Raw genomic sequence first — 25,595 nt, forward strand, 5'->3', positions numbered from 1 at the left:
CGCCGGCGCCCATGCGCCGCCGCAGAGCCTGAACGAAGTCCGGGCGCCGTTTTTCCAAGAAAAAACCGAGACTTGGCGACAGGTTTCCGCGCCTCTGTCCTTAAAGCTTTGCCACACAAGACGCATCGGTTTTTCGCGAAGGAGAGCGGATGCGTCGCGTGGGTCGCAGTTTGCGTTGTGTTTCGTTGCTTGTCGTTGCTTCGATCCTTTCATGCCGCGCGGTCGCCGAGCCGTCGACGGAAGGCGCGCTGGAGAAAGCGCGCGAATTCATTCGCGCCAAACACTACGCTCAGGCCGTTTCCCTGCTCGAGCAATCATTGGCCGGCGGATCCTCCATCCCCCCAGCGGAGATTCTCGAACTTTTCGGCGAGGCGCTCGCAAAAGCCGGCCGTTATCAGCAGGCGCGCCTCGCCATGCAGGATTATATGCGCTTCTACCCAAAGGGCGACGGCGCGGCGCGCGTCAAAATGCGTCTGGGCGCGTTGCCGCCCGAAACGGCGCCGCCGCCCATGCTGGCGACGAAAAGCGCATCGAATCCAGGCGACACGACGAATCCCGATGATGTCGCCTGGTCGATGAACGGCAGTCTGAGCAGCTATTTTATTCGGGACGACAGTTACAATGCGGTGAAGGACATTTCGATCGCGCCGAACCCATCCGCCGATCCGGATGCGCATCGCCTGCATCAGAACACGTTTCTGACGACCTTCGATCAGCTCATTTTCATCAAGCATCCTTACGCCAAAACGAAGATCAAGATTTCCGGCATGGACGAGCATCGCATGCGGCCGGGAGAAGTCGTCTCCGATCAATATGGGCTGTCGCAAGCCTATGTCGAAACGGTCTTCGATGCGCTCGACCTTTCGGTGCGGATCGGGCGGCAGACCCGCAATGCGGGCGGCGTGCTCGGTCGTTTCGACGGCGCCCTCGTCAGCTGGCGAATGAGCCAGATGCTGCGCCTCAACGCGGTCGCGGGTTCCGCCAATATCAGCCGTTTCGATGCGCCGCTCAAAGACGGCCGCTTTTTCGCGGGCGGAAGCGTCGATCTTCGATTGACGCCCAATCTCGACGTCAGCCTTTTCGCCATTCAGCAAAATATGCGAACGCTTCTCGACCGTCGCGCGGTCGGCGGGGAATTCCGCTATTTCAACAAAAACCTGTCCGTGCTGGGCATGGTCGATTACGACATCCATTTCAACCGGTTCAATGCGGGCACGATTTCTTCTTCCTATACGTTCGAGGACGGCTCCGTCGTCGCAGGCTCTTTCGATCGCCGCCGCGTTCCCTATCTCGCGAGTTTCAACGCTCTTCAGGGACAGCCCTTCCTGACGCTCTACGACATGCTGAAATTCAGATCGCAGGACGAGGTGCGCCGCTTCGCCATCGACAGAACGCCTTATTTCCAATCGGCGATGATGAGCTATACGCGTCCGTTGACCGACAAGCTTTCGATCAATTTCGATGCGACGACCACCTATGTGAGCGGCACATTGCCGTCTGGCGGCGTGGACGGAAGCAAGCCGCTCGGGCGCGAATATTATGTGTCGGGCCAGCTCATCGCGAACGACATCTTCGCGCCTGGCGATCTCTATACGGGCGCGCTGCGCTTCGCGCGCCTCGCCGATTCATATGTCTACTTCATCGATCTCGACGCGCGCTTTCCTCTTACCGAGCAGTTTCGTGTGAGCCCGCGATTGCGGCTCGGCTATCGCGAGGACCGCAACGCGCCTCTGCAAGAAACCACGATCCTGCCGTCGCTGCTTCTCGACTATTTCGTCACGAGGAATCTCGCGATCGAAGCCGAGCTCGCCACAAAATGGATCGATACGGCGGCGGGAAATTTCCGCGGACAGACGCGCGATCTTTTCTTCACTTTGGGCGTGCGCTCCGATTTCGGCAGCGACGGGATCGCGCATTGCGTTGGGCGGCTGACGCCCTGTCTCGCTTCGATGTTCGGCGCCACGCATGCCGAAGGCAAAGCGGCGGGCGAGCGGCCCGCCGCCGCCGCGCCCGCGCTTTCCTCCGCCTATCTGTTCGAAGTCGGCGCGCGCTACTGGTTGGGCGGCGCAAGAACCGCTTACGATTATTTTGCGAGCGACACGCCGACATTGAAAGTCTCTTCTCTCTCTTATGATCGTCTCGTTGCGCAGTCGGGGGAGCTTTTCTTTCGCGGCGACGCGCGTGAAGGCTTGTTGCGAAACGTGTTCCTGAAGGGGAATATCGACGCGGGCGTTCTTCAATCCGGCCGCTTGCTCGATCACGATTATCCGATCGGCGATTTGGGATCATTGACGCGAAGCGCCGCATCCGGCCGCACCGTCTCCGCAACGATCGATCTTGGATATAACATCTATACGGGCGAGCGGATGAGGGTCGGCGCCTTTGTCGGCTGGCAATCCTGGTTCGATGCGATCGACGCCAAGGGCTGCGAACAAATCGGCCTCGGCGCCGTCTGCTTTCCGCCCATTTCGAACACGTTCCGGATGGCGAGTGAACGCGATCACTTCAAATCCTTTCGCGTCGGCGCGGCTTTGGACGTGGCTTTGACCGACAAGCTCTCATGGAGCGGCGAATTCGCCTTGGCCTCGACCTATCTGCGCGCGACCGATACGCATTATTTCACCTTCGGCGCGGACCCGGCAAAGGGCCGCGGCGGCGGTTTCGAAGCCGAAACGGCGATGAAATACGCCTTTACGGATCGGATGTCTTTGGGCGTCGGACTGAAGTGGCGTCATCTCAGCGCGGATGCGCTGGACATGTATGGACAGCTCTTGAAATATGAGGTGAACCGCATCGGGCTTTTCGCGCAGGCCAGCTATCGTTTCGGCTGGGGCGATCTTTTGAAGCGGGATTGAGGATCGCCTCTCCTCGCGCAAGGGCGATCGCCGCGTTGCTCATGCGTGCGTCAATTCGTGAATTGCTTGCGCGTCTTTTCATCGGCCGCAAGTTCGATCGCGGTCTCGCGCTTCTTGTTGCGCAATTTCGGATCGGCCCCTTTCGAGAGGAGCGCGCCGACAATTTCCGCGTGACCATTCCGCGCCGCGGCCATCAAGGCGCTCATGCCCTGTTCATCCCGGCGGTCGGGATCTGCGCCGCGTCGGAGAAGCGTCGCCACAACGCGCGCAAATCCATGATGCGCGGCGAGCATTAAGGGCGTCTTGCCGGCGCCGGTCCGCCGGTCGATATTCGCGCCTGAGCCTATGAGCAAAAGGGCGGTCTCTTCATGGCCCTGCTCAAGCGCCGCCAGAAGCGGCGCGACGCCGTCGCGATCGGCGGTCTCCAATGACGCGCCTTTCGTATGCAGCGCCGCCACAACCTCGCCGGCGCCGCGCGCGGCGGCGATCCACAGCGCCGACCGTCCGTTTTTGTCGGCGGCGTCGATCGCGTCGCCTTGCGCCAATCGCGCGGTCGCTTCCGGAGAACAGTTTGCGGCCGCCCGCATCAGCGGGGTCTCGCCATCCTTGCGCGGCGCCGGCCGGGCGTCTTTCTCCAGCAAGCGCGCGAGCGAGACTTCGTCGCAACTTGCCGTAGCGGCGAAAATGGCGGCGTCGAGCGACGTCTTTGCGATCTTCCCGGTGGCGATCAGCAGCGACGCGACATCCGGCCGCCGGTGAAGAACTGCATATTGCAGCGCGGAGACGCCTTGACGATCTCGCGCATTTGAATCGGCGCCGCGTTCGAGGAGAATCCGCACAGATTCGACGCGGCCCTCTCGGGCGGCGGCCATCAGCGGCGTGACGCCATTCGCGTCGGGCGCTTCGATAGAAGCTCCCGCGCGCAACAGAGCCACGAGCGCCGGGAGGTCGCCCCTGGCGGCCGCGTCGAAAACGCCGGCGGAGCCGTTTCGGATCGTCGCTTGCGGCGACAGCGCGAGCGGCGTCAATTGGAGCGTCCGCTTTGGAATTGACGGAGGCGGTTGCGGCGGGCGCTCGGTGACTTTGACGAGCAGCGCCGCCGCGCGTCTTTCCTTCGCCGAAGCCTTTCGCAGCCATTCGCGCGCAGCGTCCCCGTCGAATGGCGCTCCTCGTCCCTCGATCAGCATTTTCGCAAGCTCATATTGCGCGGCTGGAAGCCCTTTTTGCGCTGCTTCCCGCATGAAGCGAAAGGCGAGCGCGGGGTCCTGCTCCTTGCTTGCGGCGGAGCGATGGAAATTCGCCCGTTTCAGCAGCGCCGCCGCATCCGCGCCTGGGGACGAAGCGGGCTTCGCGGCGGCTTGGGCTCCGGCGCCGACGATGAGCGCAAGCGCGAAAGGCGCAAGTCTCACGTCACGGAACCCCGTATTTCGTCTCGATCTCGACGCCAATGTCGCGCAGGAACGCCGTCGGCATTTGACCGCCCGCGCAAATGATCACGACGTCGTTGGCGACGCTGGCGGTAACGCCGCCGACTCGCAGCGTCACCGATTGCGACTCTATTTTCTCGACGCTCGACAGCAGCAGGGTTCTGCAGGACGAGGCTGTGAGTCTTTTCCTGTTGGCGGGCTTGGCGCGATTGAAGGCGTCGCCGCGATAGGAGAGCGTCACTTGCGCGCCGGGCTCGGCGGCGAGGGCGCAGGCCGCTTCGAGCGCGCTGTCGCCGCCGCCGATGACGAGCGCGCGGCGGCCTCGATATTGCTGAGAATCAACCAGTCGATAGATGACTTTCGAAAGCTCTTCGCCCGGAGCGCCAAGCTTGCGCGGCGTGCCCTGTCGCCCGAGCGCCAGCAAGACGGCGCGCGCGCGATAGGCGTCCTTTTGCGTGCGCACCTCGAAAGCGTCTCCCGATTTTGAGACCTGCGCGACGCGTTCGCCTTCCTTGATTGGAAGGCGGACCTTGGAAGCGGCGGCTTCGAAGATGGAGATCAATTCCTCCTTGCTGAGTTCGTGATAATTGTACGATCCGATCAAGGGCAACGTGAAGGGCGCCGTCATCACAAGCTTGCCGCGCGGATAATGCGCGACGGCGCCGCCCAATTTCTCCTGTTCGAGCGTGACGAAGCGCAGAGCCTTTTCCTTAGCGGCGAGGCTGGCGGCAAGTCCGGCGGGTCCGCAGCCGACAATGACGAGATCGAGCGCCGCGTCGTCGCCGGGCGTCGCATCGCCGCAGATCGACTCGATCGCCTGTCGTCCCTGCTCGACGGCGTTTCGCACGAGCCCCATTCCGCCAAGTTCTCCGGCGATGTAGACGCCCGGCACATTGGTGCGGAAGGCGGGATCGACGGACGGAAGTTCAACGCCGCGCGTCTGCGTCCCGAAGACGAGCGTGATCGCATTTGCGGGACAGGCGGTCTTGCATGCGCCGTGGCCGATGCAATTGGCGGGCTCGACCAGTTCGGCCTTCCCGTCGATCACGCCGAGAATGTCGCCTTCGGGACAGGCCCGCACGCATGTCGCGCAGCCCATGCAAAGGGCCGGATCGATTTTTGGATGAAGAGTCGGCGGCTCGACAAGTCCGGCCTCCCGCGCCTCCGCGCGTTTGGCTTCGCTTTCCGTCTCCACTCTTTGGCGCTTTGCGACATACATCGTCCAGGCAAACGCCAGAGGGACGCCATAAGCGACCAGAGCGGCTGACGGCATGAGGCGAGACCCTTTCGTTACGCATAATGGCTTGCGCCCATAAATGCTGAGCTTCTTGCCGGCGTCCCGGCAAGATTGTGGAGTCTGCGAGACGATAGTGGGGTCCCTTCGTGATCGCGCTTCAAGTGACGCAACGGCCGCGCAATTGCCGCTTTCGCAAAGAAAAAGGCCCTTAGTCGATTATCTGAAGGGGACGAAGGCGCGTTGCGAGTTTCGGTATGGATAGCGTTCTTGTGCGGCGCATTGGCGATCTGCATTTCTCGCGCGCATGCCGACAATCTCGTCGAAAGCCTCGTTATCCCCGGGCCGCTGATAAAGGGTCACGAGAAGCTCGAGCGCGAATGCGTTAAATGTCACGAGCCTTTTTCCCGCGCCTCGCAATCGAGACTATGCCTCGACTGTCACAAGGAGATCGCCCAGGATCGAACGAACCATGTTCGTTTCCACGGGCGCGACCGATTGGCGAGCGTGCAGGAATGCAATCACTGTCATACCGACCATATGGGCCGGGACGCCGACATTCGTTCGCTCGACCGTGAAACGTTCGATCATGCGCTGACGGCCTATCCACTGCTCGGCGCGCATCGCTCGGTCGCCTGCGGCGGCTGTCATGCGCCGCAGGCCTTCTTTCGCAAGACGCCGTCGCGATGCCTAGACTGCCATAAGAAGCTCGATCCGCATAAGGGCCGGTTGCAAGCTTGCGAAGCATGTCACGAGACGTCGAACTGGCGGACGCTCAAAGCCTATGATCACGGCAAGACGAAATTTCCCTTGAAAGACGCCCATAAGGCCGTCGCCTGCGCCACCTGCCACATCGGCGAGGCTTATAAGGATATTTCGACGTCCTGCGTTTCCTGCCACCGTCTCCAGGACGTGCATAACGGCCGTTATGGCGAGAAGTGCGAGAGCTGCCATAATGAGAAGAAATGGAAGGATGCGCGGTTCGATCATGAACGAACGCGCTTCCCCCTCCGTGGCGGCCATGTCGATACGAAATGCGACGCTTGCCATGTCGGCGCCTTGACGGCGAAACTGGAGACGAGCTGCGTCTCATGCCACAAGGAGCAGGATGCACATCACGGCGCGCTCGGCGAGCGCTGCGAACGCTGCCACGGCGAGAGCGACTGGCGCAAGATTCATTTCGACCATGGACAGTCCGCTTTCCCGCTGCTCGGCAAACATATCGCCGTTCCTTGCGCGGATTGTCACGCGACGCCGGCTTATAAGGAGACGCCCAAAGCCTGCCAGCAATGCCATAAAGACGTTCAGCACAAGGGACGGTTGGGCGCCGAGCCGCGTTGCGGGACCTGCCACAACGCCGAAAGCTGGCGCGCCGCCTCATATGATCATGCGCGGCTGGCGCATTACCCGCTGACGGGCGGACACACGAAGCTGACTTGCGAAGCCTGCCACAAGGAGCCCAATCCCGCGACGCTGAAGCTCCCGACGGCCTGCGAAAGCTGCCACAAGGACAGTCAGCACAAGGGACGCCTCGGCGCTTCGCCGAAATGCGAAAACTGTCACGATACGTCAGGCTGGAGCCATTGGCGCTTCGATCATGCGCGCCAGACGAAATTCCCGCTCATCGGGCGCCATGAAGGCGTCGCTTGCGAAAGCTGCCACAAGGCGGTCAATTCCCCGAATCTGAAACTTTCGATGGCCTGCTACGACTGTCATGGCAAGCAGGACGCGCATAAGGGCGCATTCGGACGGCTGTGCGAGAGATGCCATACGCCGGAAGACTGGCGGAAAGTGAAGACCTCGAATTGACGAGGCGCAGCTTCCCTATAGACGCCTGAGATGGGTCACGAGATGAACCCATTGCGGCGCCGCTTCGCGCCGCATTGACATGGCTTGTTCGTCGCTTCGCAACGGATAGGCAAGCCATTGATAACGAGCCAATTCGGTCACTACGCCCTGCTGCTCGCCTTCACGCTCTCGCTCGTGCAGGGCGCAACGCCGTTCATCTTCGCGCGGCGCGGCGACGTTGCGCTTCACGTCTTCTGCCGGCGCGTCGCCGTCGCGCATTGCGCCGCCGTCATCGCGGCTTTCGCCGCTCTGAGCTACGCTTTCGCGACGTCGGATTTCTCGCTCGCCCTCGTCGCGGAAAATTCGCACACGGCGAAACCGCTTCTGTACAAATTCGCCGGCGTCTGGAGCAATCACGAAGGCTCGATGTTGCTCTGGACGCTCATCCTCGCGCTTTTCGGCGCATACGCCGCGCGTCGCGGAGACCAAATTCCCGGGCGGCTTCTTTCCTTTGCGCTCGCTATTCAGGCGTCGATCAGCGCAGGTTTCCTCGGCTTCATCTTGATGACGTCGAACCCGTTCGCAACTCTGGCGCAGACGCCCGCGGAAGGGGCCGGGCTCAATCCAATCTTGCAGGATCCCGGCCTCGCTCTGCATCCGCCCTTTCTCTATCTCGGCTATGTCGGCTTCTCCATGGCCTTCTCCTTCGCGCTCGCCGGTCTGATCGACGGCGGCCCCGGCGCTGCCTGGGCGCGCTGGGTGCGGCCTTTCGCGCTCGCCGCATGGAGCTTTCTGACGATCGGCGTCACGCTCGGCAGTTTCTGGGCCTATTACACGCTGGGCTGGGGCGGATGGTGGTTCTGGGACCCGGTCGAGAACGCCTCGCTCATGCCGTGGCTCACGGGAACGGCCTTCCTGCATTCGGCGATCGTGATGGAGCGGCGCAACGCGCTCGCCGCATGGACGATCCTTCTCGGTATTGTCACCTTCTCCTTGAGCCTTGTCGGCACGTTTCTCGTGCGCTCGGGCGTTCTTTCGAGCGTTCACGCCTTCGCGCAGGACCCGTCGCGCGGCGTCTTCATCCTTGCGCTCATCGCCACGGCGACGGGAGCGGCCTTGGCAATCTGGGCTTGGCGGGCGCCGAGGCTCGAGAAGAGCGCGCCCTTCGCGCTCGTCAGTCGCGAAAGCAGCCTCGCGTTGAACAATGTCTTGCTCAGCACGGCGGCCTTCACCGTCTTCCTCGGCACATTCTATCCGCTGGTCGTGGAGATGTTCGGCGCTGGGAAGATTTCGGTCGGGCCGCCTTATTTCGCGCGCACCTTCGCGCCGATCGGCGCCATCCTCGTCGCGGCGGCGGCTTTCGGGCCCGCGCTCAGCTGGAAGCGGGATACGATGCGCGGCGCTTTTGCGCGGCTGCGTCCCGCCGCTCTCGCAGGGATGGTTGCGCTCGCCGCGGTCACGATCTTCAGTCGAGACCTCGTTGCAGCTTTGCTCCTTGCCCTCGCGGCGTGGCTTGCGCTCGGCTCGCTCGTGGTTCTCGCGCGCCGCGTCCGCCTCTTCGAGGCGTCTTTGCTCACCTCTCTTCGTCTCGCGCGCACGACGCCGCAGGCTTTCTACGGATTGGTCGTCGCGCATGCGGGCGTCGGCGTCATGCTCGCGGGCATGACCGGCGCGGCCTTCTGGTCGAGCGAGAAAACGGAGCGGCTTTACCCAGGCGATGCGCTCCGTTCAGGGCAAGTCGAATTGCGCCTCGATTCTGTCGGCGACGTCGAGGGGCCGAACTATCAGGCGGAGCAGGCGCGCTTTACGCTGAAACGGGACGGCGCCTTCGTCGCGCGTCTCGTCAGCGAGAGGCGCTATTTTCCGATGCGCGATCAGACGACGACGGCGGCCGGCATCCATACGAATCTCGTCGAGAACCTCTATGTCGCGCTGGGCGAAGCCGGCGATGGCGGCGGATGGGCGGTGCGTTTCTATCGGCATCCTTTCGTTCCGCTGGTCTGGATCGGCGGACTGATCATGGCGCTGGGCGGCTTCGTTTCGCTCGGCGACAAGAGACTGCGCATCGGCGCGCCGCAACGCGCGCGCGTTTGTCCAGTCGGAGCGGAGCAATGGTCGTGAGGCGCGTCTTTCTCGCGATGTTTCTTTTCGTTTCGGCGCCAGCCCTGGCGGCGCAGCCAGATGAGTCCCTCGCCGACGCGTCGCTCGAGGCGCGCGCCATGGCATTAGGGCGCGAATTGAGATGCGTCGTCTGCCAGAATCAGAGCATCGAAGATTCAAATGCGTCTCTCGCCCATGACCTGCGCGTGCTGCTGCGCGAGAGGCTGTCGGGCGGCGACAGTAATGAGGCGGCGATCGCCTACATATCCGCGCGCTACGGCGATTTCGTGCTGCTGAAACCGCCGCTGAAAGCGATGACCGCGCTGCTATGGGCGGGACCCGCGCTCTTTCTATTCGGCGCGCTCGCCTTGTTCCTGCGCTTCACCCGGCGCGGCGCGGTCGGGCCAGCGCCTTTGACCGCCGACGAGAAAGCAAAACTGGCGGCCTTCTTCGATGAGCGAGAACGCGCATGATCCTTTGGCTTGTCCTGACCGCGATGACGTCGATCGCGGCCGTCTTTGTCGCCGCGCCCTTTCTTCGCGATTGGGAGACGCAAGCGCCGCCTCGCGAACGAGACGTCTTTCTGGACCAGCTTCGAGAGATCGAATTGGAGCGTTCGCGCGGAGATATCGACGCCTCCAGCGCGGAGGCCGCCGCCAATGAAGTGCGCCGGCGACTTCTGGCTGCGCGCATCAATGACAGTCTCCCGCAGCTTTCCGCGAAAGAGCGCGCATTCGCCGCGATCGGCGTCGCGGGGGTCGTCGCGCTCGGTTCCGTCGGTCTCTTCGCGCTCACCAGCGGACAGGCGCCGATGGCGCGCGACGAGCGTGAGATTGCCGCCGTCCAAAGCGAGCCGCAAACGCCCTCGGTCGAGGAGATGGCGCGGCGTCTCGAGCGGCGTCTGAAAGACGATCCGGCCGATGTCGCCGGATGGCGCACGCTCGGCTGGGCGCGATTGCAGACGAACGCGTATAGAGACGCGGCGGCTGCCTACGCCAAGGCAATTGAATTGCAGCCAGACGCGGCGGACGCTTACAGCGCGCGCGCGGAAGCGCTGATCAGAGCGTCGCAGGACAAAGTGAGCGAAGAGGCGCGATCCGCGCTCGACGCAGCCTTGGCGCGCGATCCCAAAGATGCGCGCGCACGCTACTGGCTCGGCGTCGCCAGCATGCAGAAAGGCGACAGGAATGGCGCGCGAGACATTTGGCGCGATCTGTTGAGCGAGGGCGCCGAGGGCGATTTCGCGGCGGAGCTCAAACGGCGAATGTCGTCTCTTGACGGCGACGCCGCGTCGCAGCCGCGAAACGATGAATCCGCTATGATTCATTCGATGGTCGACGGGCTCGAACGGCGCCTTTCAGCTTCGCCAGCCGATGCGCAGGGCTGGATCCGCCTGATCAAGTCTCGAATGGTTCTGGGCGAGAGAGATAAGGCGCAAGATGCGCTGGAGCGCGCGCGTCGATCATTCGCAACTGACGCCGAGATCCGTCAACAGATCGAAGACGAGGCGAAAGAAGCGGGTCTTCGATAGCGTCCCCATCGCTCTTGCAGGACGACCATTCGACAAGCGTAAGACCCGTTTTCGAAGATGCGCGGTCGTGCGGCTCGATCATTACCGCTTCCACTAATCGGCGCGTAAGATGCAGAGCGGACCGCCGCGCGCTCGCCATGGCGAGTCTGTTCGCGAGGCTTCATTGCGCGGGGGCGATCGCGAGCGAGAGCTTCCTTGCGCGCGCCGCCGGCATCGGCGCGAAGTCGGATGTTTTGTGCGTCAGGCCAAGACGGCCGCGAAAAATCATGAAACCATTCGCGCCGGCATAAATATCGCCGACGCGCAGGGTCGGATCGTCCATGATGGCCACGGCGTCCAAACCCGTTCTTTCGCGCGGCAGGTTCGCACGCAATAGGAATTTCTGGATGGCGCGCGCAGCGAAGGCCTCATAGCCCATGCGTGCGCGCGCCACGCGTGCGGTCCATGTCCGCCCCGCCGGATCCACGCGCTCATTCGCGATCCCATAGGAGATCGCGAAGCCGCTTTCCTGCGCGCAGCTCGTCCAAGGCGACGCGACGACGGAAAATGCTGCGAGTGCGAAGCGAAAAGCGACAGCGTAGCGCATGCACGGGAAACGCGGACGCGCGGATATGGTTCCCCGACGCGCCCGCCGGCGATCCGCGCCTTTATTTCTCGCCGCTGCGCCAAAGCGCGCCGAACGCCATCCCGGCGAGAGCCGCGATGATCAGCGCCGTCACGGGCTGGGCGCGCACGGACGTCTCGATCGTGGAGCGCCAGTCTTCCAGCGCCTCGCTCGCATTGTCGGCGGCCTGCTGTCCCTGTTCGCGCGCCGCCGCGTAGGTCTTGCCCGCCTGCTCCATGCCTTGTTCAACCATGCGCCCGGCCTGATTGGCGGCGGCGGAGGCCTGTTCCGCAACGACAGCGCCGATATTCGCCGCCTCGCGTTCGCGATTTCGCTTGAAGAGCTGCATCTTCGCTTCCTCGGTACGTATCGTCTCCGCGACGTGTCGCGTAGGCGAACAACCAGAGGCGACCGGGGGTTGTTCCTGATCGACGGTCACAAAAAGGCGGCGGCGCTTGCGCATGCCGGTTGCGGCGGCGACCTCGCCGGCCACGCTGTCAACGGCCCTGAGCGACGCGTTCGCGCGCTTCCTCATGAAAAGCGAACGCGCTCATTCCGAAAGCTGGAGCGGCCTGTCTCTCATGGCGATGATCGGATCCGGGTCGACGGTGACGCCGCCGCGGAACGGATTGTCGAGCGCCGCGATGAGGAAAACGACGGCGCCGAGAAATACCGCCGTCGTCACGCCGAGCAGCAAATGGACATGCGCCTCCATGTCGAAAAGACACATGAGAAGCATGTAGAGAAACGCCCCGAGATAAACGACGGACCATAAGGGCGCTGGAATTCCCGCGCTCTCCGCTGAAAGCAAAAGCCGGCGCTGCTCGATCATCACATTCACCTGCCGAAATGTTTCAGCATAGACGACGTCTTCGGTCTTGTTGGAAGGCTGGAAGTTCAGAAGCCTCGACATCATGCGGCGCAGAGTCGGCGACGAACCCGTGGCCGTCGGCGCATAAGGGTCCTTCGGCCAGTGCGTCTCCACCGCCTCGACGGCGTAATCATGCAGATCCTGTTGCAGCTCTTCGCGCAGCGGCATGGGAAAGCCGTTGAGGTCGTGATAGAGCGTCGCGAAAACGAGCGCTTTCTTCGAAACCGCATCTTTGGCCGCGCTGAAATCCTGATAGGCTTCGACGGCGAGCAGGCCGAGCAGAATGCCGTAAAGCGCCGCGAAACTCTGCAGCGAGAAGCCGATCATGTCATTGGCGTTGCGCCGTTCGTGGATCCAGCGCTTCGAATAGGGACGGCAGACGAAAATGCCCAAAACCGTCAGTAAGACAAAACCGCCGCAGAACAGCATCGCCATTTGTCCGGTAGAGAATCCCTTCAGGAAATCAGACACTGCGCATCTCCTTTTCGGGCATTAGGCGGCGCGGGCGCGACTTTGTCAAAGTCTTTGACGTAGCGTCGAAATTTACGCTTTCTTCACCAAGCGCGGCTCGACGGAAACGTCGGGATTGCGGCAGACCGAAAGCCCTAGCCCCATCGCGAGCCGCGTCGTCGCGCGCACCCGGATGCGGATATGCGTCGATCGCACATTCAACCGTCAGCGTCTCATGAACCAGAAGATTGCGCTCAGAAGGACGCTCAGCAGCAGGGAGCTTGCGAGCGGAATATAAACTTTGAGGTCGCCGCGCTCATAGACGATGTCGCCGGGCAGGCGCCCGGGCGCAATGCCCAGGCGCTCCGCGACAAGCCAGAGCAGTCCGAGGCCGATGAGCGCGCCGCCGGCCAGAATCAATAATTTGGGCATTTTCGACGCGCCTTTCGCTCCCCGCGCGGATGACGTTGCGCGCGGTGACATATTGTCGCGAAGCGGCGATTTGCGAAGACCCCCGCTTGCAAAGAAACCGCCACGAAGTTACCTCGCCCCTCAGGTTTCGAGCGGCGAAAGTCGGCCCGCGGGTGCGACGAAATCGCCCAGTCGAATGAAGGCGCAATGGCGCGCCTTTCGCAAGGGCCTGTCGAGACGCAGAAGCCCTGAACCTGATGACGAATGTCTCTCTCAGATCGCGTGGCGGCGAAGCCCGGCGCCTGTTTGTGCGCCTGTTTTTGGAAGGTGTCGAATGATGATGAGGCCGGATCATATTTGGATGGCGATGACGATGGTGAAGCACGGCACGCTCGCGGGCGCGTTCATCTTCGCATTCAAACTCCTGCGTTTCGCCTTGACGCTTTGACGGGCCCGGCCCCGCGCATCGCCGCGCCGGGCCGTTAAATTGCATGATCCGCTCTTGACCTCTGCGCGCTTACCCATGACAGCTACCGGCCAGATCAGGGGAGCGCGAAATGGCGGCGATCGATGGACCGAGAGTAACGGCTAAATCCGGCAAAGCCCGGCAACTTGTTGTTTTCCTCCATGGTTTTGGCGCAGACGGCGCCGATCTCATCGAGATCGGGCGCCAGTGGCGCAGCTTCCTGCCCGACGCCGATTTCGTCGCGCCCCATGCGCCCGAGCGCTGCGCCATGTCGCCCATGGGGCGGCAATGGTTCCCCCTCACCATGCGCGATCCGGACGAGCGCTGGCGCGGCGTGATCGCCGCCCGCCCGACGCTCGACGCCTTTCTCGATGAGGAGCTCGAAAAGCGCGGCATGGATGAGCGCTCGCTGGCTCTGGTCGGCTTCAGCCAGGGCACGATGATGGCGCTTCACGCCGGGCTGCGCCGGCGCGTCGCGCCCCGGGCCATTCTCGGCTATTCCGGCATTCTGGTGCTCGGCCCCGCCCAGCCGGGCGCCGAGCGGCCCGCCCAGAACCCGCCGCCCAATGTCCTGCTCGTCCATGGCGAGGAGGACGAGCTCATTCCAATCGATGCGATGATGCTTTCCGCCAATTCGCTGGCGGATATGAATGTGCCGGCGCAATGGCACATGTCGGCCGGACTGGGTCACGGGATCGACAATGCCGGGCTCATCCACGGCGCGCTGTTTCTGGCGCAGTCTTTCGGAGTGAAGGTCGAGTTCGGCCGGCGGTGAGGTTGGGTGACGGCGAAGGGTCCTGCGGAATTTCTACCTTTTGCAAGGCATGCAGGGCTATCATCAGCTCGCCGTCGTGAAAGCCGAATAGCACACGCTTCCCGCTCGCCGTGAAGCGACGAGCGGAATTCCCCCTTATTTTGTCGGTTCGATTCAAACGCGCCAAAACTCGACGGCCTCTTTGGGAAGGACGGAAAGAACGCGATCCAAATCGGCTTCGTTCAGATTCCTGCGCAGCGCCGTCGCAACATCTCTTATTGCAGTGTCGGGTGAAAAATTGTGGTCACGCCGAAGCGACTGGACCTCTGCGGTCATCAGTTCACGTCTCTCAAATGGACGTTTCGGTTCGCGGATATCCCAGTCGAAAACAAAGATCGCTCGCAGCACAGGCGGCAGGACATCAGCGAATCTCAAGGCGTCGCCAACATCGAGACGACGACGGAAGACTTGAAGGACGCCTTGCGTCATCGTGTAGACCTGATTGCGGGTTGTGAGCCCGGATACGTCGATCGCATCGCGAAGAAATTGTTCGAACTCTTCTGAAGCGTGCTGGTAATCCATAGGTATCGGCATTAAGGTTTCCCTGAAATTCTTGAATCATGCGCTCCCTTTTCCTGCTTACGCCGGCTCGGCGCCTTCCGGCTCCAGCACGGGCTCGAGCACCGGCTCCACGAGCGCCGGAATGCGCCGCGCCGCCCGGCGCAGCACCGGGCGGTAGAGCTGCTTTGTCGCCTCCACGACATGCACGCCGCCGCCGGGCAGCGAGAAACGGCCGGCGATCCGCTCGAAGGCGGGGGCGGAGCGCAGCAGCGTCACGCGCTGGAAGGGCGGCACATAAAGCGCCTCGCCCCAGAAAACGGGCAGGAACTGCGCCTCCTGCAACAGAGTCTGCAACTGGCCGCGCGAATAGGGGTGGCCGTGGCCGAACGGCGTCGTGTCGACCCGCGCCCAGAGTCCCGTGCGGCTCGGCGCGACGATCACGACCCGGCCGCCCGGCGCGAGAATCCGCCAGACCTCGTCCAGAAGGTCCTGCGGATGCTCCTCGACCTCCAAAGCGTGCACGAGCAGGATGCGGTCGATGCTCTGATCGTGCAGCGGCGTCATCGAGGCTTCGACCAGCGCCGTCGCGGACTTGCCGTCGAGCGGCCAATGGACGACGCCCTGCGTCGCCGGCATGAAGGCGAGAACGCGCTGCGCCTTTTCGCGGAAGCCGTCGAGATAGGGCGTCGGGTAGCCCAGGCCCAGCACCCTCAGCCCGGCATGGTCCTCCCAGCGGGAGCGGACCATGCGGCCCACCACGCGGCGGGCCACCTCGCCCAGCGCCGTTTCGTAAAAGGCCCGCAATTCCACGACATCGAGCGCCATGGCTGGATCATCCCCTTATTCGGGCGGCGACGCAATATGAGGTCTGGTCGCATTTTTGCGTGATGCCGGTATGATGCTCCGCATACAGCCGGAGAGACATATGCCTATCGACGTCGCCCAGTTCATTTGCCTCAGCGACAATTTCGGCCTGCTGATCCACGACCGCGAGACCGGCGCGACCGCCAGCGTCGACGCGCCGGACGGGGCGGCGATCGCCGACGAGGCCGAGCGGCGCGGCTGGCCTCTGACCCACCTCCTCATCACCCATCATCACCTCGACCATATCGAGGGATGGGAGATCCTCAAAAGGCGCTTTCCGCAGATGAAGATCGTCGGCTCCGCCAAGGACGCCAACCGTCTGCCGCCGCTCGATCAGGCCGTTTCGGACGGCGACGAGGTGGCGCTCGGCGCCTCCCGGGCCAAGGTCATCGCCACGCCCGGCCATACGCTCGGCCATGTCGTCTACTGGTTTCCGGACGACGAGGCGGTGTTTGTCGGCGACACGCTTTTTTCGCTGGGCTGCGGCCGCGTCTTCGAGGGCACGATGGACGATATGCGGCTTTCGCTCGAGACGGTCGCCAGTCTGCCGCGCGAGACTCTCATATATTGCGGCCACGAATATACGCAGGCCAATGGCCGTTTCGCCGTCACCGTCGACCCGGAAAACGAGGTGTTGCGCGAAAGGCTGAAAGCGGTGGACGAATTGCGCGCCGCCGGCAAATTCACGCTGCCGACGACGATCGCGCTCGAAAACGCCACCAATCCCTTCCTGCGCGTCGAGGACCCGCTGGTGAAAAGGGCCATGGGCATGGACGACGCCGATCCCTTCGCCGTCTTCGCGGAGATGCGCGAACGCAAGAACCGCTTCGCCTGATGCCGGGCGTCGATCGACTTTCGGCCGAAGAGGTCGCGCGTCTGCTCGATCTCGCGCCGCATCCCGAGGGCGGCTTCTACCGCGAGACGTTCCGCGATCCGCGTCAGATCGACGGCCGTTCCGTCGGCACGGCCATCTATTATCTGCTCCCGGCGGGGCAGGTCTCGGCCTGGCACCGCGTCGATGCGGGGGAAATCTGGCACTGGCACGCCGGCGCGCCATTGGCGCTGTCCCTATGCGAGGATGGCGGGCGGGTGACGACTTTGCGCCTCGGGCCCGATCTCGCGGGCGGCGAACGGCCGCAGAGGATCGCGCCGGCGGGCGTCTGGCAGTCGGCGAGGAGCCTCGGCGCCTGGACGCTTGTCGGCTGCACCGTCGCTCCGGGCTTCGAATTCGCCCATTTCGAGCTCGCCCCGCCCGATTTCTCGCCGCCCGGCTGACACAGTGGAGCTTTCGCCGCCGACGCTCTCGCTCGAGCTGGATTTGACAGCTTCTGCGGGGCGGGGGCTTTTTGCCTCCCGCCAGATAGTGTATCGGGGCGCGCAAGGACAGAAGAGGAAACGACGCGCATGTGCTGGAGCGGGGAAGCTTCGACGGTTTTGGCGGCGACGGGCATCGCCGGCGCGGCCTATTCCGCGCTCAAAAAGGACCCGGAGCCGCTCGCTCTCTGGGTCTGCCTTCTCTACTTCGCCAGCATGGAGTCGCTGCAGGCCGTCGCCTATTCGGTGCTCAACCAGTGCGACTCGCCATTGAATCAGGTGATGACCATGTTCGGTTATCTCCACATCACCTTCCAACCCTTCTTCATCAACGCCGTCGCCCTCTATTTCATGCCCAAGGACAGCGCGAAGATCATCGCGCCCTGGGCCTATTTCGGCTGTTTCGTCGCCGCGATCCTCATGCTGATCCAGCTCTACCCCTTCAGCTGGGCGGGTCATTGCGCGCTCGGTCGCCCGCTTTGCGGCGAAGTGCTCTGCACGGTGCGCGGCGAATGGCACATTGCGTGGCTGCTGCCGACCAACGGCATCGGCAACAGCATGGCCGACAACGCCACGCTCGGCCGCGGCTATATCGGCTATCCGATGATGGCCTTCTTCATCCCCTCGCTCTACGGAAGCTGGCGCTTCATCCTGTTCTCCTGGGTCGCCGGTCCGTGGCTCGCGAGCCTGACGACCAGCAACATCAACGAATGGCCGGCGGTCTGGTGCCTGTTCTCGATCGGTCTCGTGCTCGCCATCATCAAGACGCCGTTGCGCTACCACCTGCATGTCGGCGACCCGTGGTGGATGATGATCTGGAAGTGGTGGAAGCGGCGCAAGGCCGCGCGTGAGCCTGTCGCGGAAGCGGCCGGCGCGGCGACGCTGGCGAAAGAGCCAGCGGAGTAGGCGTCGGTTCCCTCCCTCCGTGAAACGGGGTGGCCTTGCCCCTCGCCCCGGCCCTCTCCCGCAAGCGGGGTGAGGGAGAAAACGCGCAGTCGCGCAATGCGTCAATCCCGAGCGCTCACGACGCCCCCGATCAAATTCTCAGCCAGCAATTTCTCGGTCGACGCCTCATGCGCGAGCGGCGTCAGCGCGGCCCCCGTCGCAAGCTTCTCCCGCAGCGCCGCCCGCGCCGCGACGGCTTCCTCCCAATCGACCGCCCGAAAACGAAGGCGCTCTCCAGCCCGTAATTGCGCGAGTCGGCCGAGATCCGCGCCGATCGTCGTGGCGATCTTCGGATAGCCGCCCGTGGGCTGGCGATCGGCCATCAGCACGAAGGGCAGGCCCGAGCCCGGAACCTGAATCGCGCCCATCGCCGCGCCGTCGGAGACGATGTCGTGACCGCGCGCATGCGTCAGGCGGGAGCCTTCCAGCGCATAGGCCATGCGGTCGCTGCGCGGGCCCACGCGCCATTCGGCGGAGAGGAAGGCGGCGATCGCCTCGGGCGAGAAATAATCGTCCTGCGGGCCGAGCATGACGCGGATCGGCGCATTGCCGGGCCGGAGCCAGGGCGCTTCGATCGAATAGACGCCATGCGGCGCGGGGCGGGCGGCGGAGAGCGGCAGCTCGGCGCCGGCCGCCAATGGCTTCGGTCCGATCCCGGAGCGGGCATGGGTCGCGAGCGAACCGAGCGCTCGCGGAAGGTTGAGACGGGCGCCGATGGCGACATAGCACCAGGCGCCGGAAACGCCGGCGCGGATCGTCAGACGGGCGCCTGGGCGAAGCGCGAAGACGCAGGCCGGCGGCAGGACGACGCCGTCGAGGCGAAGGTCGAAGGCGCCGCCCGCGACGGCCATCGGCAGCGCCGCCTCCGCCGCTTCGACCGTGACGCCGCCGAGCGAGACTTCTATCGCCCAATCGGCCTCGCCGGCCTGCGTCGCCGTGACGAAGGCGGCTTGGTCCATCGGTCCGGCCGGCGTGACGCCGAAGCGCGAATGACCGAAACGCCCCGCATCCTGAATGGTGACGCCGGGCCCCGCCGCGCGGATGAGCAGCCGCGCACTCATAGGGGCGCCTCCCGCCGCGCGACGATCTCGCCTTGCGCCGCGCGCGCGTCGAGCGAGGCGAAGGTCGCGGCGTCGATGGGCTCGAAGCGCAGGGCGTCGCCGGGCGCGATGAGGAAGGGCGGGTCGCGCTCCAGCGAAAAGAGTCGCTCCGGCGTGCGTCCGACGACATACCAGCCTGTCGGCATGGGATTGGTCGCGATAAGCGACAGTCCGCCGCCGATCAGCACGGCGCCTTCCGGCGTCGGCCCGCGCGGCGCAAGACGGCGGGGAATGGCGAGCGACTCGGGAAGTCCGCCGAGATAGCACCAGCCGGGCGCGAAGCCATACATATAGGCGCGGTATTCAGCGCCGGCGTGCGTCTTCGAGAGCGCTCGTGCGCTGAGGCCGAGGAGCGACGCGGCTTCCGCGATGTCCTCGGCGACGGCGGGGTCGTAGCAGCAGGGGATGATCCATCCGCCGCCGTCATTGCGAGGAGCGCCCGCGACGAAGCAATCCAGCGCCGCGGCGTCGCTTCTGGATTGCTTCGCTTCGCTCGCAATGACGGATTCAACCCATTCCGCCAGCGCCGCCCGCGAAATCTCCAGCGGTTCGTAATGTATAAGCAGTGAGCGATAGGTCGGCGTCGTTTCCGTCACGCCCGGCGGCGTCTCGCGACGCAAAGCTGCGTCGAGCGCCAGCACGCGCGCATTGACCTTGGCGTCGACCGCGTCGCCGAACTCCACCGTCAGCGCCGCTTCGCCCTGGTCGAGAAAACGCGGGCGGTCGTAACGCATCTAGCGAGCCGCTTCAGTTAAAGCGAGGACGACCCCCTCCCTCACCCTCCCCCTTCCAGGGGGAGGGAATTGGCGCCGCTTTGCTCCCTCCCCCTGGAAGGGGGAGGGTCGGGGTGGGGGTCCAAAAACCTGGCGATCTGATCGAAGCAAGCTACCGGCCCTCGATAAAAGCGCGCAGCGAGAAGCCCTGCGCTTCGAGTCCTGCGCGCAGGCGCCGCGCCATCTCGACGGCGTGCGCCGTGTCGCCATGCACGCAGATGGAGTCGATCGGCGTCTTCAAGCGCTTGCCCGTTATGGTGATCAGCGCGCGTTCCGCAAGCATGTCGTTAACGCGCGCAAGCGCCGCGTCGCCATCCGTGATCACCGCGCCCGCCTCCCCGCGCGGCTGCAAGCCGCCGTCATCGACATAGGCGCGGTCGGCGAAGATTTCATGCGCGACGTTCAGCCCGGCGCCTTCACCGGCGTGGACCTGCTCGGAAAGCGCGATGGCGAGGAGCGTGAGCGAGGCGTCGACCGCGCGGGTCGCGCGCGCCAGCGCATCGGCGACGCCGGCGTCCCTTTCGGCGATATTGGCGAGCGCGCCATGCGCCTTCACATAACGGATTCGATGGCCGCTCAGCGCCGCAAGCGCCTGCGCCGCGCCGATCTGATAGGCGACGGCGTTTTCGATCTCTGCCTTCGTCATCGCCATGGGCCGGCGCCCGAATCCCGCGAGATCGGGAAAGCCGACATGGGCGCCGACCGCGACGCCGTTCTCGCGGGCGAGCGCGAAAGTCTTCGCCATGATGTCCGGGTCGCCCGCGTGAAAGCCGCAGGCGACATTGGCGCTCGTCACCACCTGGAGCATGGCGTCGTCGTCGCCCATGCGCCACGGGCCGAAGCCCTCGCCGAGATCGGCGTTGAGATCGATGACTCTGTTTCGTTCCATTGGGTCGCGCCGCTCTATGGAAAACTATTTTAGCGTCCCGGCGCGCGGAGCGACAGCGGCCTCTTGCTTCTTCAGGCGGATCAGCCATTCTTGGGCCGGTTCACTGCGAGAAAGCACATGCTCGACGAGGCGGTTACGCAATGCGATCCAGCGTCTGCCGCGCCGCCGCCCGCCGCAGCGGAATTGGGCCGTCCGCCGGGGAGGCGCATTCTTTGCGTCTTCCCGCTTTATGAGCCCTCGCTCGGCTCGCTCGAATACGCCTATGACATTACCGGGACGCTGCGCGCCTTCATGCCGCCGCAGGGGCTGCTCGTCATCGCCGCGGCCTTGCCGGAAGGATGGGAGGTGCGCTTCGTCGACGAGAATGTCGCGCGGGCGAAGCGCGGCGACTTCAAATGGGCGGACGCCGTTTTCGTCTCCGGCATGCATGTCCAGCGCCGCCAGATCGACGACATCCGCCGCCGTGCGCATAAATACGGCAAGGTCGCGATTCTCGGCGGTCCGTCGGTCTCCGCCTGTCCGGAGTTCTATCCGCATTTCGACTATCTCCATGTCGGGGAGATGGGCGACGCCACGCGCGCGCTCTTCGCGCGCCTCGCCCGCGATTGCGCGCGGCCGGAACGGCAGATCGTCCTCGAGACCGGCGAGCGCACGCCGCTCGAGGATTTTCCGATTCCCGCTTATGAGCTGGTGAGCTTCGATCATTATTTCATCGGCTCCATCCAGTTTTCGAGCGGCTGCCCCTATCGCTGCGAATTTTGCGACATACCCGGCCTCTATGGCCGCGTGCCGCGGCTGAAGCCGCCACAGCGCATCCTCGCGGAGCTCGACAAGCTGCGCGCCTGCGGGCTGACGACCTCGGTCTATTTCGTCGACGACAATCTCATCGCCAACCGCCGCGCCCTGCGGGAGCTTCTGCCGGTGCTGATCGCGTGGCAGGAGACGAATTCCTTCCCGCTCTCCTTCGCCTTCGAGGCGACGCTCAACATCGCGAAATATGACGATCTGCTCGAGGGGCTTCGCGCCGCCTGTTTCACGACGATCTTCGTCGGGATCGAAACGCCGGAGGAGGAGGCGCTCTCCGCCATCGACAAGGAGCAGAATCTGGCGCTGCCGATTCTCGAGGGCGTGCGCCGGCTCAACGCGCATGGCATGGAGGTCGTCGCCGGCGTCATCATCGGGCTCGACACCGACGGTCCGGACACCGCGCGCCGCATCATCGACTTTGTCGATCAGTCGTATATCCCCATGCTGACGATCAATCTTCTGCAGGCGCTGCCGAAGACGCCGCTTTGGGAGCGCCTGGAGAAAGAAGGGCGGCTCAGCGACGAGGCGGGTCGCGAATCCAACGTCGTCTTCAAGCGCTCCTACGAGGAGACCGTCGAAACCTGGCGCGACTGCCTGCGCCACGCCTACGATCCCGCGCGGCTCTTCGCGCGCTATGAAATCCTCACGCAGCACACTTTCCCCAATCGCCGGCCGCGCCCGCGTCCGCCGGATCAGGTGACGCCGAAGAATGTGCGCCGGGGAATGGCCATGCTGCTCAGGATCTGCTGGAAGCTCGGCGTCGTCGCCGATTACCGCAGGATCTTCTGGGCCTATGCCTGGCCGCGCATCAAGACCGGCCGCATCGAGGACGTCATCAGCGTCGGCATCCTCGCCAAGCATCTCATCACTTATGCGCGAAAAGCCTGCGCCGGAAAGCTCAACGCCTCGAACTATTCGGCTCGCCTGAGGTGAGGGGCGTCATATGGCGAAGACAATGTGAGTCCGAAAGGCGCATCCGCTGTCATTGCGAGGAGCGAAGCGACGAAGCAATCTAGAGCCACGTTGACGCTCCTGGATTGCTTCGCTTCGCTCGCAATGACGGCGGCGCAGCGGAAGGATCGAGCGCGATGGGCGAGGCGGCCTATCCCAATACCGCCTTCAGCTCCGCGACGATGGCGTCGCCCATCTGCGCGGTGGAGATCGAGGAGGGCGCGTCGCCCTTGATGTCGATGGTGCGCAGGCCCTTGGCGAGCACATTGGCGATCGCCGCGTCGATCGCGTCCGCCGCCTTGGCGTTGTCGAAACTATAGCGCATCGCCATGCCGAGCGAGCCGATCATGGCGATGGGGTTCGCAATGCCCTTGCCGGCGATGTCCGGCGCCGAGCCGTGGCAGGGCTCGTACATCGCCTTGCGGCTCCCATTCGCATCGGCGGCGCCGAGCGAAGCGGAGGGCAGCATGCCGAGCGAGCCGGTGAGCATCGCCGCCTCATCCGAGAGCATGTCGCCGAAAAGATTGTCCGTGACGATGACGTCGAACTGCTTGGGCCAACGCACGAGCTGCATGCCCAGCGCGTCGGCGAGCATGTGCTCGAGCTGCACGTCGGCATATTCGCGCTTGTGCAGCGCGGTGATGACTTCGCGCCACAGATAGCCCGAGCGCATGACGTTCGCCTTATCGGACGAGGTCACCTTGTTCCCGCGCTTGCGCGCAAGCTCGAAAGCGACGCGGCCGATGCGCTCGATCTCGTGGGTCGTATAAACCTGCGTGTCGACAGCGCGCTTCTCGCCGTTCTCGAGCGTGACGATCTCCTTCGGCTCGCCGAAATAGACGCCGCCCGTGAGTTCGCGCACGATCATGATGTCGAGGCCGTCGACGAGCTCGCGCTTGAGCGAGGAGGCGTCGGCGAGCGCCGGATAGCAGATCGCCGGGCGCAGATTGGCGAAGAGGGCGAGGTCCTTGCGCAGGCGCAGAAGGCCCGCCTCCGGGCGCACGGCGTAGGGCACGCCGTCCCATTTCGGCCCGCCGACGGCGGCCAGCAGCACCGCGTCCGCCGCATGAGCGAGCTTCATGTCGTCTTCGCTGATGGCGACCTTATGCGCGTCATAGGCCGCGCCGCCGACAAGGCCGCGCTCGATTTCGAACTTCGCCACGCCCGCCTGCCCGAGAAAAGCGATCACCTTCTCGGCTTCGGCGGAGATTTCCGGACCGATGCCGTCGCCGGGAAGGAGCAGGAGCTTGTAGGCGGACATGAAAGCCTCGTTTGCGCGTTGGAGAAAGATGCGCCCCCAATAGAGCGCGAAACGGCCCCGCGCAACTTGGCGGGCGCCGCCCCGCGCCGGCCGCCTCATGCGACAATTCGCGCCGCACCGCTCCCTTGCCGGGACAGGCGAAGCCGTGCAGCTTGAAAAAGGTCAATGAACAAGGCTTTCTGGGGCTGAAGCGCCGCCGCCGAACGAGCGGCGCTCCTCCAGGGAGCCAGGGGCGCGGGCGAAGAACCCGGCACAGGTTCTTCGCGGGATTGCGCTCTGAATTGAACTTGAGGGAACGAGGGAGACGCACCATGAAATTGATGAAAATCGTCGCTCTGGCGATGTTCGCGGCCTTTGCCGGGGCGGTCCCCGCCAAAGCCTTCTGCCTCGTAAATTGCGAGCCCAAGGCCGAGGACGCCAGGAAAGTCTTCGAGAATCTGATCAAGGACAAGTTCGACAAGGACGCGGTCATCGAGAAATTCGAGGTGACGCGCTTCTGGCCGCTCGACGTCGAGGGCGCGGGCCATGCGGGCTACGAGTTCTATTTCAAGGCGAGCGTGAAATTCCCCAAGGGCGCCAATCCGCAATGCAAGCCCGAAGGCGGCGCGCCGAAAGCCGGCTGCTCGGACAACACCAGCTATTACTCGACCACCATCCAGAACCAGATGATCAAGGACAAGCAGTATATCGAGCCCGGCAGGGTCATCGATTTCAGCGACGAGACGCGCTTCGACCAGGAAGGCTCGAAGTGGAAAGGCCAGGACGGCAATATGTACTGATCCGGTTCGGCGGAAGGATTGGGAAAGCGGGCCCGGCGGCCCGCTTTTTTGTTTGGCTTTATCTTGCAGGAACGTTGGCGTCGGCGTACTTAGCTAGATTAGCCAAGGAGGGGCTGGTGCTGGTCAATATTCACACCGCTAAATCGCAACTATCCAAGCTCATCGAAGCCGCCCTCTCCGGGGAAGACGTCGTTATCGCCAAGGGCGACAAGCCGGTCGTCCGCCTCGTCGCTATCGAACGCGGCGGCTTCAAAATAGGTTTCCTGCGAGACAGGGGCCTCGGCGCCGGCCCGGACTTTCTCGAGCCCATGCCGGAGGAAGAGCTTCAGCTCTGGGAGGGCGCCGCTTCGCCGTCGAAGCCGTGACCGCTCTTCTCCTCGACACCCACGCCTGGGTCTGGAGCCTGACCGACGATCCCCGTTTGTCTGCGAGAGCGAGAGAGGCCGTCGCCGGTGCGGGCGGAGTCAATGTCAGCCCGATCAGTTTTTTTGAAATCTCTCAAAAGGCGCGGCTCGGGAAATGGCCGGAGATGGCGCCTTATGTCGATGCGCTTCCCAAGCTCCTTGTGGAACAGGGCGGCTTGGCGGCGCGTCTCAATCCTGCAATTTGCACGCTTGCCGGCAGCCTGACATGGGCGCATCGCGACCCATTCGATCGTTTGATCGCAGCGACCTCGATTTTGGAAGGGCTTTCCCTCGTCTCCGTCGACGCGGCGTTCGACGGCGTTGCGCCACGCATCTGGTCGTCGGGGCCGGTCGATCGCCCCTTCCTTGCGCTGCTCGCATGGTGTAGAAGCCGGCGATGGTTTTGGCGTCGAGCCCGGCCGCGCCGGCGCTCCGCTCGGGAAGAAGGCTAGAAAT

General features: G+C 64.0%; 25 protein-coding genes. 13 read left to right on the forward strand and 12 right to left on the reverse strand.

Translation table 11 applies throughout. The features are described 5' to 3' along the window. Nucleotides 1-149: 149 nt before the first annotated feature. Nucleotides 150-2,855, forward strand: coding sequence for an outer membrane protein assembly factor BamD (locus MMG94_RS16065; RefSeq protein WP_154419665.1), 2,706 nt, complete (start codon nucleotides 150-152; stop codon nucleotides 2,853-2,855). 50 nt (nucleotides 2,856-2,905) lie between these two features. On the opposite strand, the gene MMG94_RS16070 is transcribed toward MMG94_RS16065, so the two are convergent. Together MMG94_RS16070 and MMG94_RS16075 are read right to left on the reverse strand one after the other, a co-directional pair. Continuing rightward, the gene (locus MMG94_RS16070; RefSeq protein WP_016920454.1) at nucleotides 2,906-4,264 is read right to left on the reverse strand and encodes an ankyrin repeat domain-containing protein; all 1,359 of its coding nucleotides are present in this window, start codon (nucleotides 4,262-4,264) and stop codon (nucleotides 2,906-2,908) included. A 1-nt stretch (nucleotide 4,265) separates the two neighbouring features. Next, a complete protein-coding gene (locus MMG94_RS16075; protein ID WP_016920453.1) occupies nucleotides 4,266-5,555 on the reverse strand; it encodes an NAD(P)-binding domain-containing protein in 1,290 nt (429 codons plus the stop codon). Nucleotides 5,556-5,786: 231 nt separating this feature from the next. Between MMG94_RS16075 and MMG94_RS16080 the strand changes: the two genes are divergently transcribed. The 4 genes from MMG94_RS16080 to ccmI all read left to right on the forward strand — a co-directional run bounded on the left by MMG94_RS16080 (nucleotide 5,787) and on the right by ccmI (nucleotide 10,935). Further along, nucleotides 5,787-7,325 carry a cytochrome c3 family protein gene (locus tag MMG94_RS16080; protein WP_193787608.1) on the forward strand — a complete coding sequence of 513 codons (1,539 nt, stop codon included), beginning with the start codon at nucleotides 5,787-5,789 and terminating at the stop codon, nucleotides 7,323-7,325. Between the two features lie 120 nt (nucleotides 7,326-7,445). Continuing rightward, a complete protein-coding gene (locus MMG94_RS16085; protein ID WP_026016330.1) occupies nucleotides 7,446-9,425 on the forward strand; it encodes a heme lyase CcmF/NrfE family subunit in 1,980 nt (659 codons plus the stop codon). Next, complete coding sequence (locus MMG94_RS16090; RefSeq protein ID WP_016920450.1) at nucleotides 9,416-9,877, forward strand: cytochrome c-type biogenesis protein; 462 nt, start codon at nucleotides 9,416-9,418, stop codon at nucleotides 9,875-9,877. Before MMG94_RS16085 ends, MMG94_RS16090 begins: the two co-directional genes overlap by 10 nt. Continuing rightward, nucleotides 9,874-10,935, forward strand: a complete 1,062-nt coding sequence (gene ccmI, locus MMG94_RS16095; RefSeq protein WP_016920449.1) for a c-type cytochrome biogenesis protein CcmI — start codon at nucleotides 9,874-9,876, stop codon at nucleotides 10,933-10,935. Before MMG94_RS16090 ends, ccmI begins: the two co-directional genes overlap by 4 nt. 160 nt (nucleotides 10,936-11,095) lie before the next feature. Here ccmI and MMG94_RS16100 read toward each other — a convergent pair whose 3' ends face one another. From MMG94_RS16100 to MMG94_RS16115, 4 genes are all read right to left on the reverse strand, one after another. Next, nucleotides 11,096-11,521, reverse strand: coding sequence for a hypothetical protein (locus MMG94_RS16100; protein ID WP_016920448.1), 426 nt, complete (start codon nucleotides 11,519-11,521; stop codon nucleotides 11,096-11,098). A 61-nt stretch (nucleotides 11,522-11,582) separates the two neighbouring features. Further along, nucleotides 11,583-11,888: a hypothetical protein gene (locus MMG94_RS16105; protein ID WP_270109829.1), complete on the reverse strand. Its 306-nt coding sequence runs from the start codon at nucleotides 11,886-11,888 to the stop codon at nucleotides 11,583-11,585. Between the two features lie 201 nt (nucleotides 11,889-12,089). Then, nucleotides 12,090-12,881, reverse strand: a complete 792-nt coding sequence (locus tag MMG94_RS16110) for a bestrophin-like domain (RefSeq protein WP_026016328.1) — start codon at nucleotides 12,879-12,881, stop codon at nucleotides 12,090-12,092. Nucleotides 12,882-13,085: 204 nt separating this feature from the next. Further along, nucleotides 13,086-13,292 (reverse strand): DUF2905 family protein, encoded by a 207-nt coding sequence (locus MMG94_RS16115; RefSeq protein WP_016920444.1) that lies wholly within the window; start codon nucleotides 13,290-13,292, stop codon nucleotides 13,086-13,088. A gap of 536 nt (nucleotides 13,293-13,828) precedes the next feature. Between MMG94_RS16115 and MMG94_RS16120 the strand changes: the two genes are divergently transcribed. Next, nucleotides 13,829-14,512: an alpha/beta hydrolase gene (locus tag MMG94_RS16120; protein WP_026016327.1), complete on the forward strand. Its 684-nt coding sequence runs from the start codon at nucleotides 13,829-13,831 to the stop codon at nucleotides 14,510-14,512. Nucleotides 14,513-14,665: 153 nt separating this feature from the next. On the opposite strand, the gene MMG94_RS16125 is transcribed toward MMG94_RS16120, so the two are convergent. Continuing rightward, a complete protein-coding gene (locus tag MMG94_RS16125; RefSeq protein WP_081495670.1) occupies nucleotides 14,666-15,085 on the reverse strand; it encodes a DUF2267 domain-containing protein in 420 nt (139 codons plus the stop codon). Between the two features lie 45 nt (nucleotides 15,086-15,130). After that, complete coding sequence (locus MMG94_RS16130) at nucleotides 15,131-15,877, reverse strand: class I SAM-dependent methyltransferase (RefSeq protein ID WP_016920439.1); 747 nt, start codon at nucleotides 15,875-15,877, stop codon at nucleotides 15,131-15,133. 100 nt (nucleotides 15,878-15,977) lie between these two features. Between MMG94_RS16130 and gloB the strand changes: the two genes are divergently transcribed. The 3 genes from gloB to MMG94_RS16145 all read left to right on the forward strand — a co-directional run bounded on the left by gloB (nucleotide 15,978) and on the right by MMG94_RS16145 (nucleotide 18,136). Further along, nucleotides 15,978-16,751: a hydroxyacylglutathione hydrolase gene (gene gloB / locus MMG94_RS16135; protein WP_026016326.1), complete on the forward strand. Its 774-nt coding sequence runs from the start codon at nucleotides 15,978-15,980 to the stop codon at nucleotides 16,749-16,751. Beyond that, nucleotides 16,751-17,191: a cupin domain-containing protein gene (locus tag MMG94_RS16140; RefSeq protein WP_016920437.1), complete on the forward strand. Its 441-nt coding sequence runs from the start codon at nucleotides 16,751-16,753 to the stop codon at nucleotides 17,189-17,191. Before gloB ends, MMG94_RS16140 begins: the two co-directional genes overlap by 1 nt. A 129-nt stretch (nucleotides 17,192-17,320) precedes the next feature. Beyond that, entirely contained in the window at nucleotides 17,321-18,136 is an 816-nt protein-coding gene (locus MMG94_RS16145) for a DUF5765 domain-containing protein (protein ID WP_016920436.1), read from the forward strand. Between the two features lie 101 nt (nucleotides 18,137-18,237). Here the strand turns inward: MMG94_RS16145 and MMG94_RS16150 are convergent, their stop codons facing one another. The 3 genes from MMG94_RS16150 to MMG94_RS16160 form a co-directional block, all read right to left on the reverse strand. Next, on the reverse strand, nucleotides 18,238-19,236 hold the full coding sequence (locus tag MMG94_RS16150; RefSeq protein ID WP_016920435.1) for a 5-oxoprolinase subunit C family protein: 999 nt from the start codon (nucleotides 19,234-19,236) through the stop codon (nucleotides 18,238-18,240). Continuing rightward, entirely contained in the window at nucleotides 19,233-20,009 is a 777-nt protein-coding gene (locus MMG94_RS16155; protein WP_016920434.1) for a 5-oxoprolinase subunit B family protein, read from the reverse strand. Before MMG94_RS16155 ends, MMG94_RS16150 begins: the two co-directional genes overlap by 4 nt. A 151-nt stretch (nucleotides 20,010-20,160) precedes the next feature. Continuing rightward, nucleotides 20,161-20,937: a LamB/YcsF family protein gene (locus MMG94_RS16160; protein WP_016920433.1), complete on the reverse strand. Its 777-nt coding sequence runs from the start codon at nucleotides 20,935-20,937 to the stop codon at nucleotides 20,161-20,163. Between the two features lie 117 nt (nucleotides 20,938-21,054). On the opposite strand from MMG94_RS16160, the gene MMG94_RS16165 reads away from it, so the two are divergent. Next, complete coding sequence (locus tag MMG94_RS16165) at nucleotides 21,055-22,677, forward strand: B12-binding domain-containing radical SAM protein (RefSeq protein WP_081495671.1); 1,623 nt, start codon at nucleotides 21,055-21,057, stop codon at nucleotides 22,675-22,677. A gap of 169 nt (nucleotides 22,678-22,846) precedes the next feature. Here MMG94_RS16165 and leuB read toward each other — a convergent pair whose 3' ends face one another. After that, the gene (leuB, locus tag MMG94_RS16170) at nucleotides 22,847-23,956 is read right to left on the reverse strand and encodes a 3-isopropylmalate dehydrogenase (RefSeq protein WP_026016324.1); all 1,110 of its coding nucleotides are present in this window, start codon (nucleotides 23,954-23,956) and stop codon (nucleotides 22,847-22,849) included. 311 nt (nucleotides 23,957-24,267) lie between these two features. Here leuB and MMG94_RS16175 point away from each other — a divergent pair, with 311 nt between their 5' ends. The 3 genes from MMG94_RS16175 (at nucleotide 24,268) to MMG94_RS16185 (ending at nucleotide 25,591) form a co-directional block, all read left to right on the forward strand. Then, nucleotides 24,268-24,735 carry a hypothetical protein gene (locus MMG94_RS16175; protein WP_016920430.1) on the forward strand — a complete coding sequence of 156 codons (468 nt, stop codon included), beginning with the start codon at nucleotides 24,268-24,270 and terminating at the stop codon, nucleotides 24,733-24,735. Between the two features lie 116 nt (nucleotides 24,736-24,851). Continuing rightward, nucleotides 24,852-25,100, forward strand: coding sequence for a type II toxin-antitoxin system Phd/YefM family antitoxin (locus MMG94_RS16180; RefSeq protein WP_016920429.1), 249 nt, complete (start codon nucleotides 24,852-24,854; stop codon nucleotides 25,098-25,100). Continuing rightward, nucleotides 25,097-25,591, forward strand: a complete 495-nt coding sequence (locus MMG94_RS16185; protein WP_016920428.1) for a type II toxin-antitoxin system VapC family toxin — start codon at nucleotides 25,097-25,099, stop codon at nucleotides 25,589-25,591. Before MMG94_RS16180 ends, MMG94_RS16185 begins: the two co-directional genes overlap by 4 nt. Nucleotides 25,592-25,595 lie beyond the last annotated feature (4 nt).

It is taken from the genome of Methylocystis parvus OBBP, from assembly GCF_027571405.1.
Lineage (GTDB): Bacteria > Pseudomonadota > Alphaproteobacteria > Rhizobiales > Beijerinckiaceae > Methylocystis > Methylocystis parva.

Bases quoted from the DNA above. Each gene is read 5' to 3' on its own strand.
- MMG94_RS16125 (WP_081495670.1), bottom strand. From the start codon at position 15,085: ATGCCGATACCTATGGATTACCAGCACGCTTCAGAAGAGTTCGAACAA.
- MMG94_RS16140 (WP_016920437.1), top strand. From the start codon at position 16,751: ATGCCGGGCGTCGATCGACTTTCGGCCGAAGAGGTCGCGCGTCTGCTC.
- MMG94_RS16105 (WP_270109829.1), bottom strand. From the start codon at position 11,888: ATGCAGCTCTTCAAGCGAAATCGCGAACGCGAGGCGGCGAATATCGGC.
- MMG94_RS16165 (WP_081495671.1), top strand. From the start codon at position 21,055: ATGCTCGACGAGGCGGTTACGCAATGCGATCCAGCGTCTGCCGCGCCG.
- MMG94_RS16155 (WP_016920434.1), bottom strand. From the start codon at position 20,009: ATGCGTTACGACCGCCCGCGTTTTCTCGACCAGGGCGAAGCGGCGCTG.
- MMG94_RS16115 (WP_016920444.1), bottom strand. From the start codon at position 13,292: ATGCCCAAATTATTGATTCTGGCCGGCGGCGCGCTCATCGGCCTCGGA.
- MMG94_RS16175 (WP_016920430.1), top strand. From the start codon at position 24,268: ATGAAATTGATGAAAATCGTCGCTCTGGCGATGTTCGCGGCCTTTGCC.
- MMG94_RS16120 (WP_026016327.1), top strand. From the start codon at position 13,829: ATGGCGGCGATCGATGGACCGAGAGTAACGGCTAAATCCGGCAAAGCC.
- ccmI (WP_016920449.1), top strand. From the start codon at position 9,874: ATGATCCTTTGGCTTGTCCTGACCGCGATGACGTCGATCGCGGCCGTC.
- gloB (WP_026016326.1), top strand. From the start codon at position 15,978: ATGCCTATCGACGTCGCCCAGTTCATTTGCCTCAGCGACAATTTCGGC.
- MMG94_RS16130 (WP_016920439.1), bottom strand. From the start codon at position 15,877: ATGGCGCTCGATGTCGTGGAATTGCGGGCCTTTTACGAAACGGCGCTG.
- MMG94_RS16090 (WP_016920450.1), top strand. From the start codon at position 9,416: ATGGTCGTGAGGCGCGTCTTTCTCGCGATGTTTCTTTTCGTTTCGGCG.
- MMG94_RS16100 (WP_016920448.1), bottom strand. From the start codon at position 11,521: ATGCGCTACGCTGTCGCTTTTCGCTTCGCACTCGCAGCATTTTCCGTC.
- MMG94_RS16065 (WP_154419665.1), top strand. From the start codon at position 150: ATGCGTCGCGTGGGTCGCAGTTTGCGTTGTGTTTCGTTGCTTGTCGTT.
- leuB (WP_026016324.1), bottom strand. From the start codon at position 23,956: ATGTCCGCCTACAAGCTCCTGCTCCTTCCCGGCGACGGCATCGGTCCG.
- MMG94_RS16145 (WP_016920436.1), top strand. From the start codon at position 17,321: ATGTGCTGGAGCGGGGAAGCTTCGACGGTTTTGGCGGCGACGGGCATC.
- MMG94_RS16150 (WP_016920435.1), bottom strand. From the start codon at position 19,236: ATGAGTGCGCGGCTGCTCATCCGCGCGGCGGGGCCCGGCGTCACCATT.
- MMG94_RS16075 (WP_016920453.1), bottom strand. From the start codon at position 5,555: ATGCCGTCAGCCGCTCTGGTCGCTTATGGCGTCCCTCTGGCGTTTGCC.
- MMG94_RS16160 (WP_016920433.1), bottom strand. From the start codon at position 20,937: ATGGAACGAAACAGAGTCATCGATCTCAACGCCGATCTCGGCGAGGGC.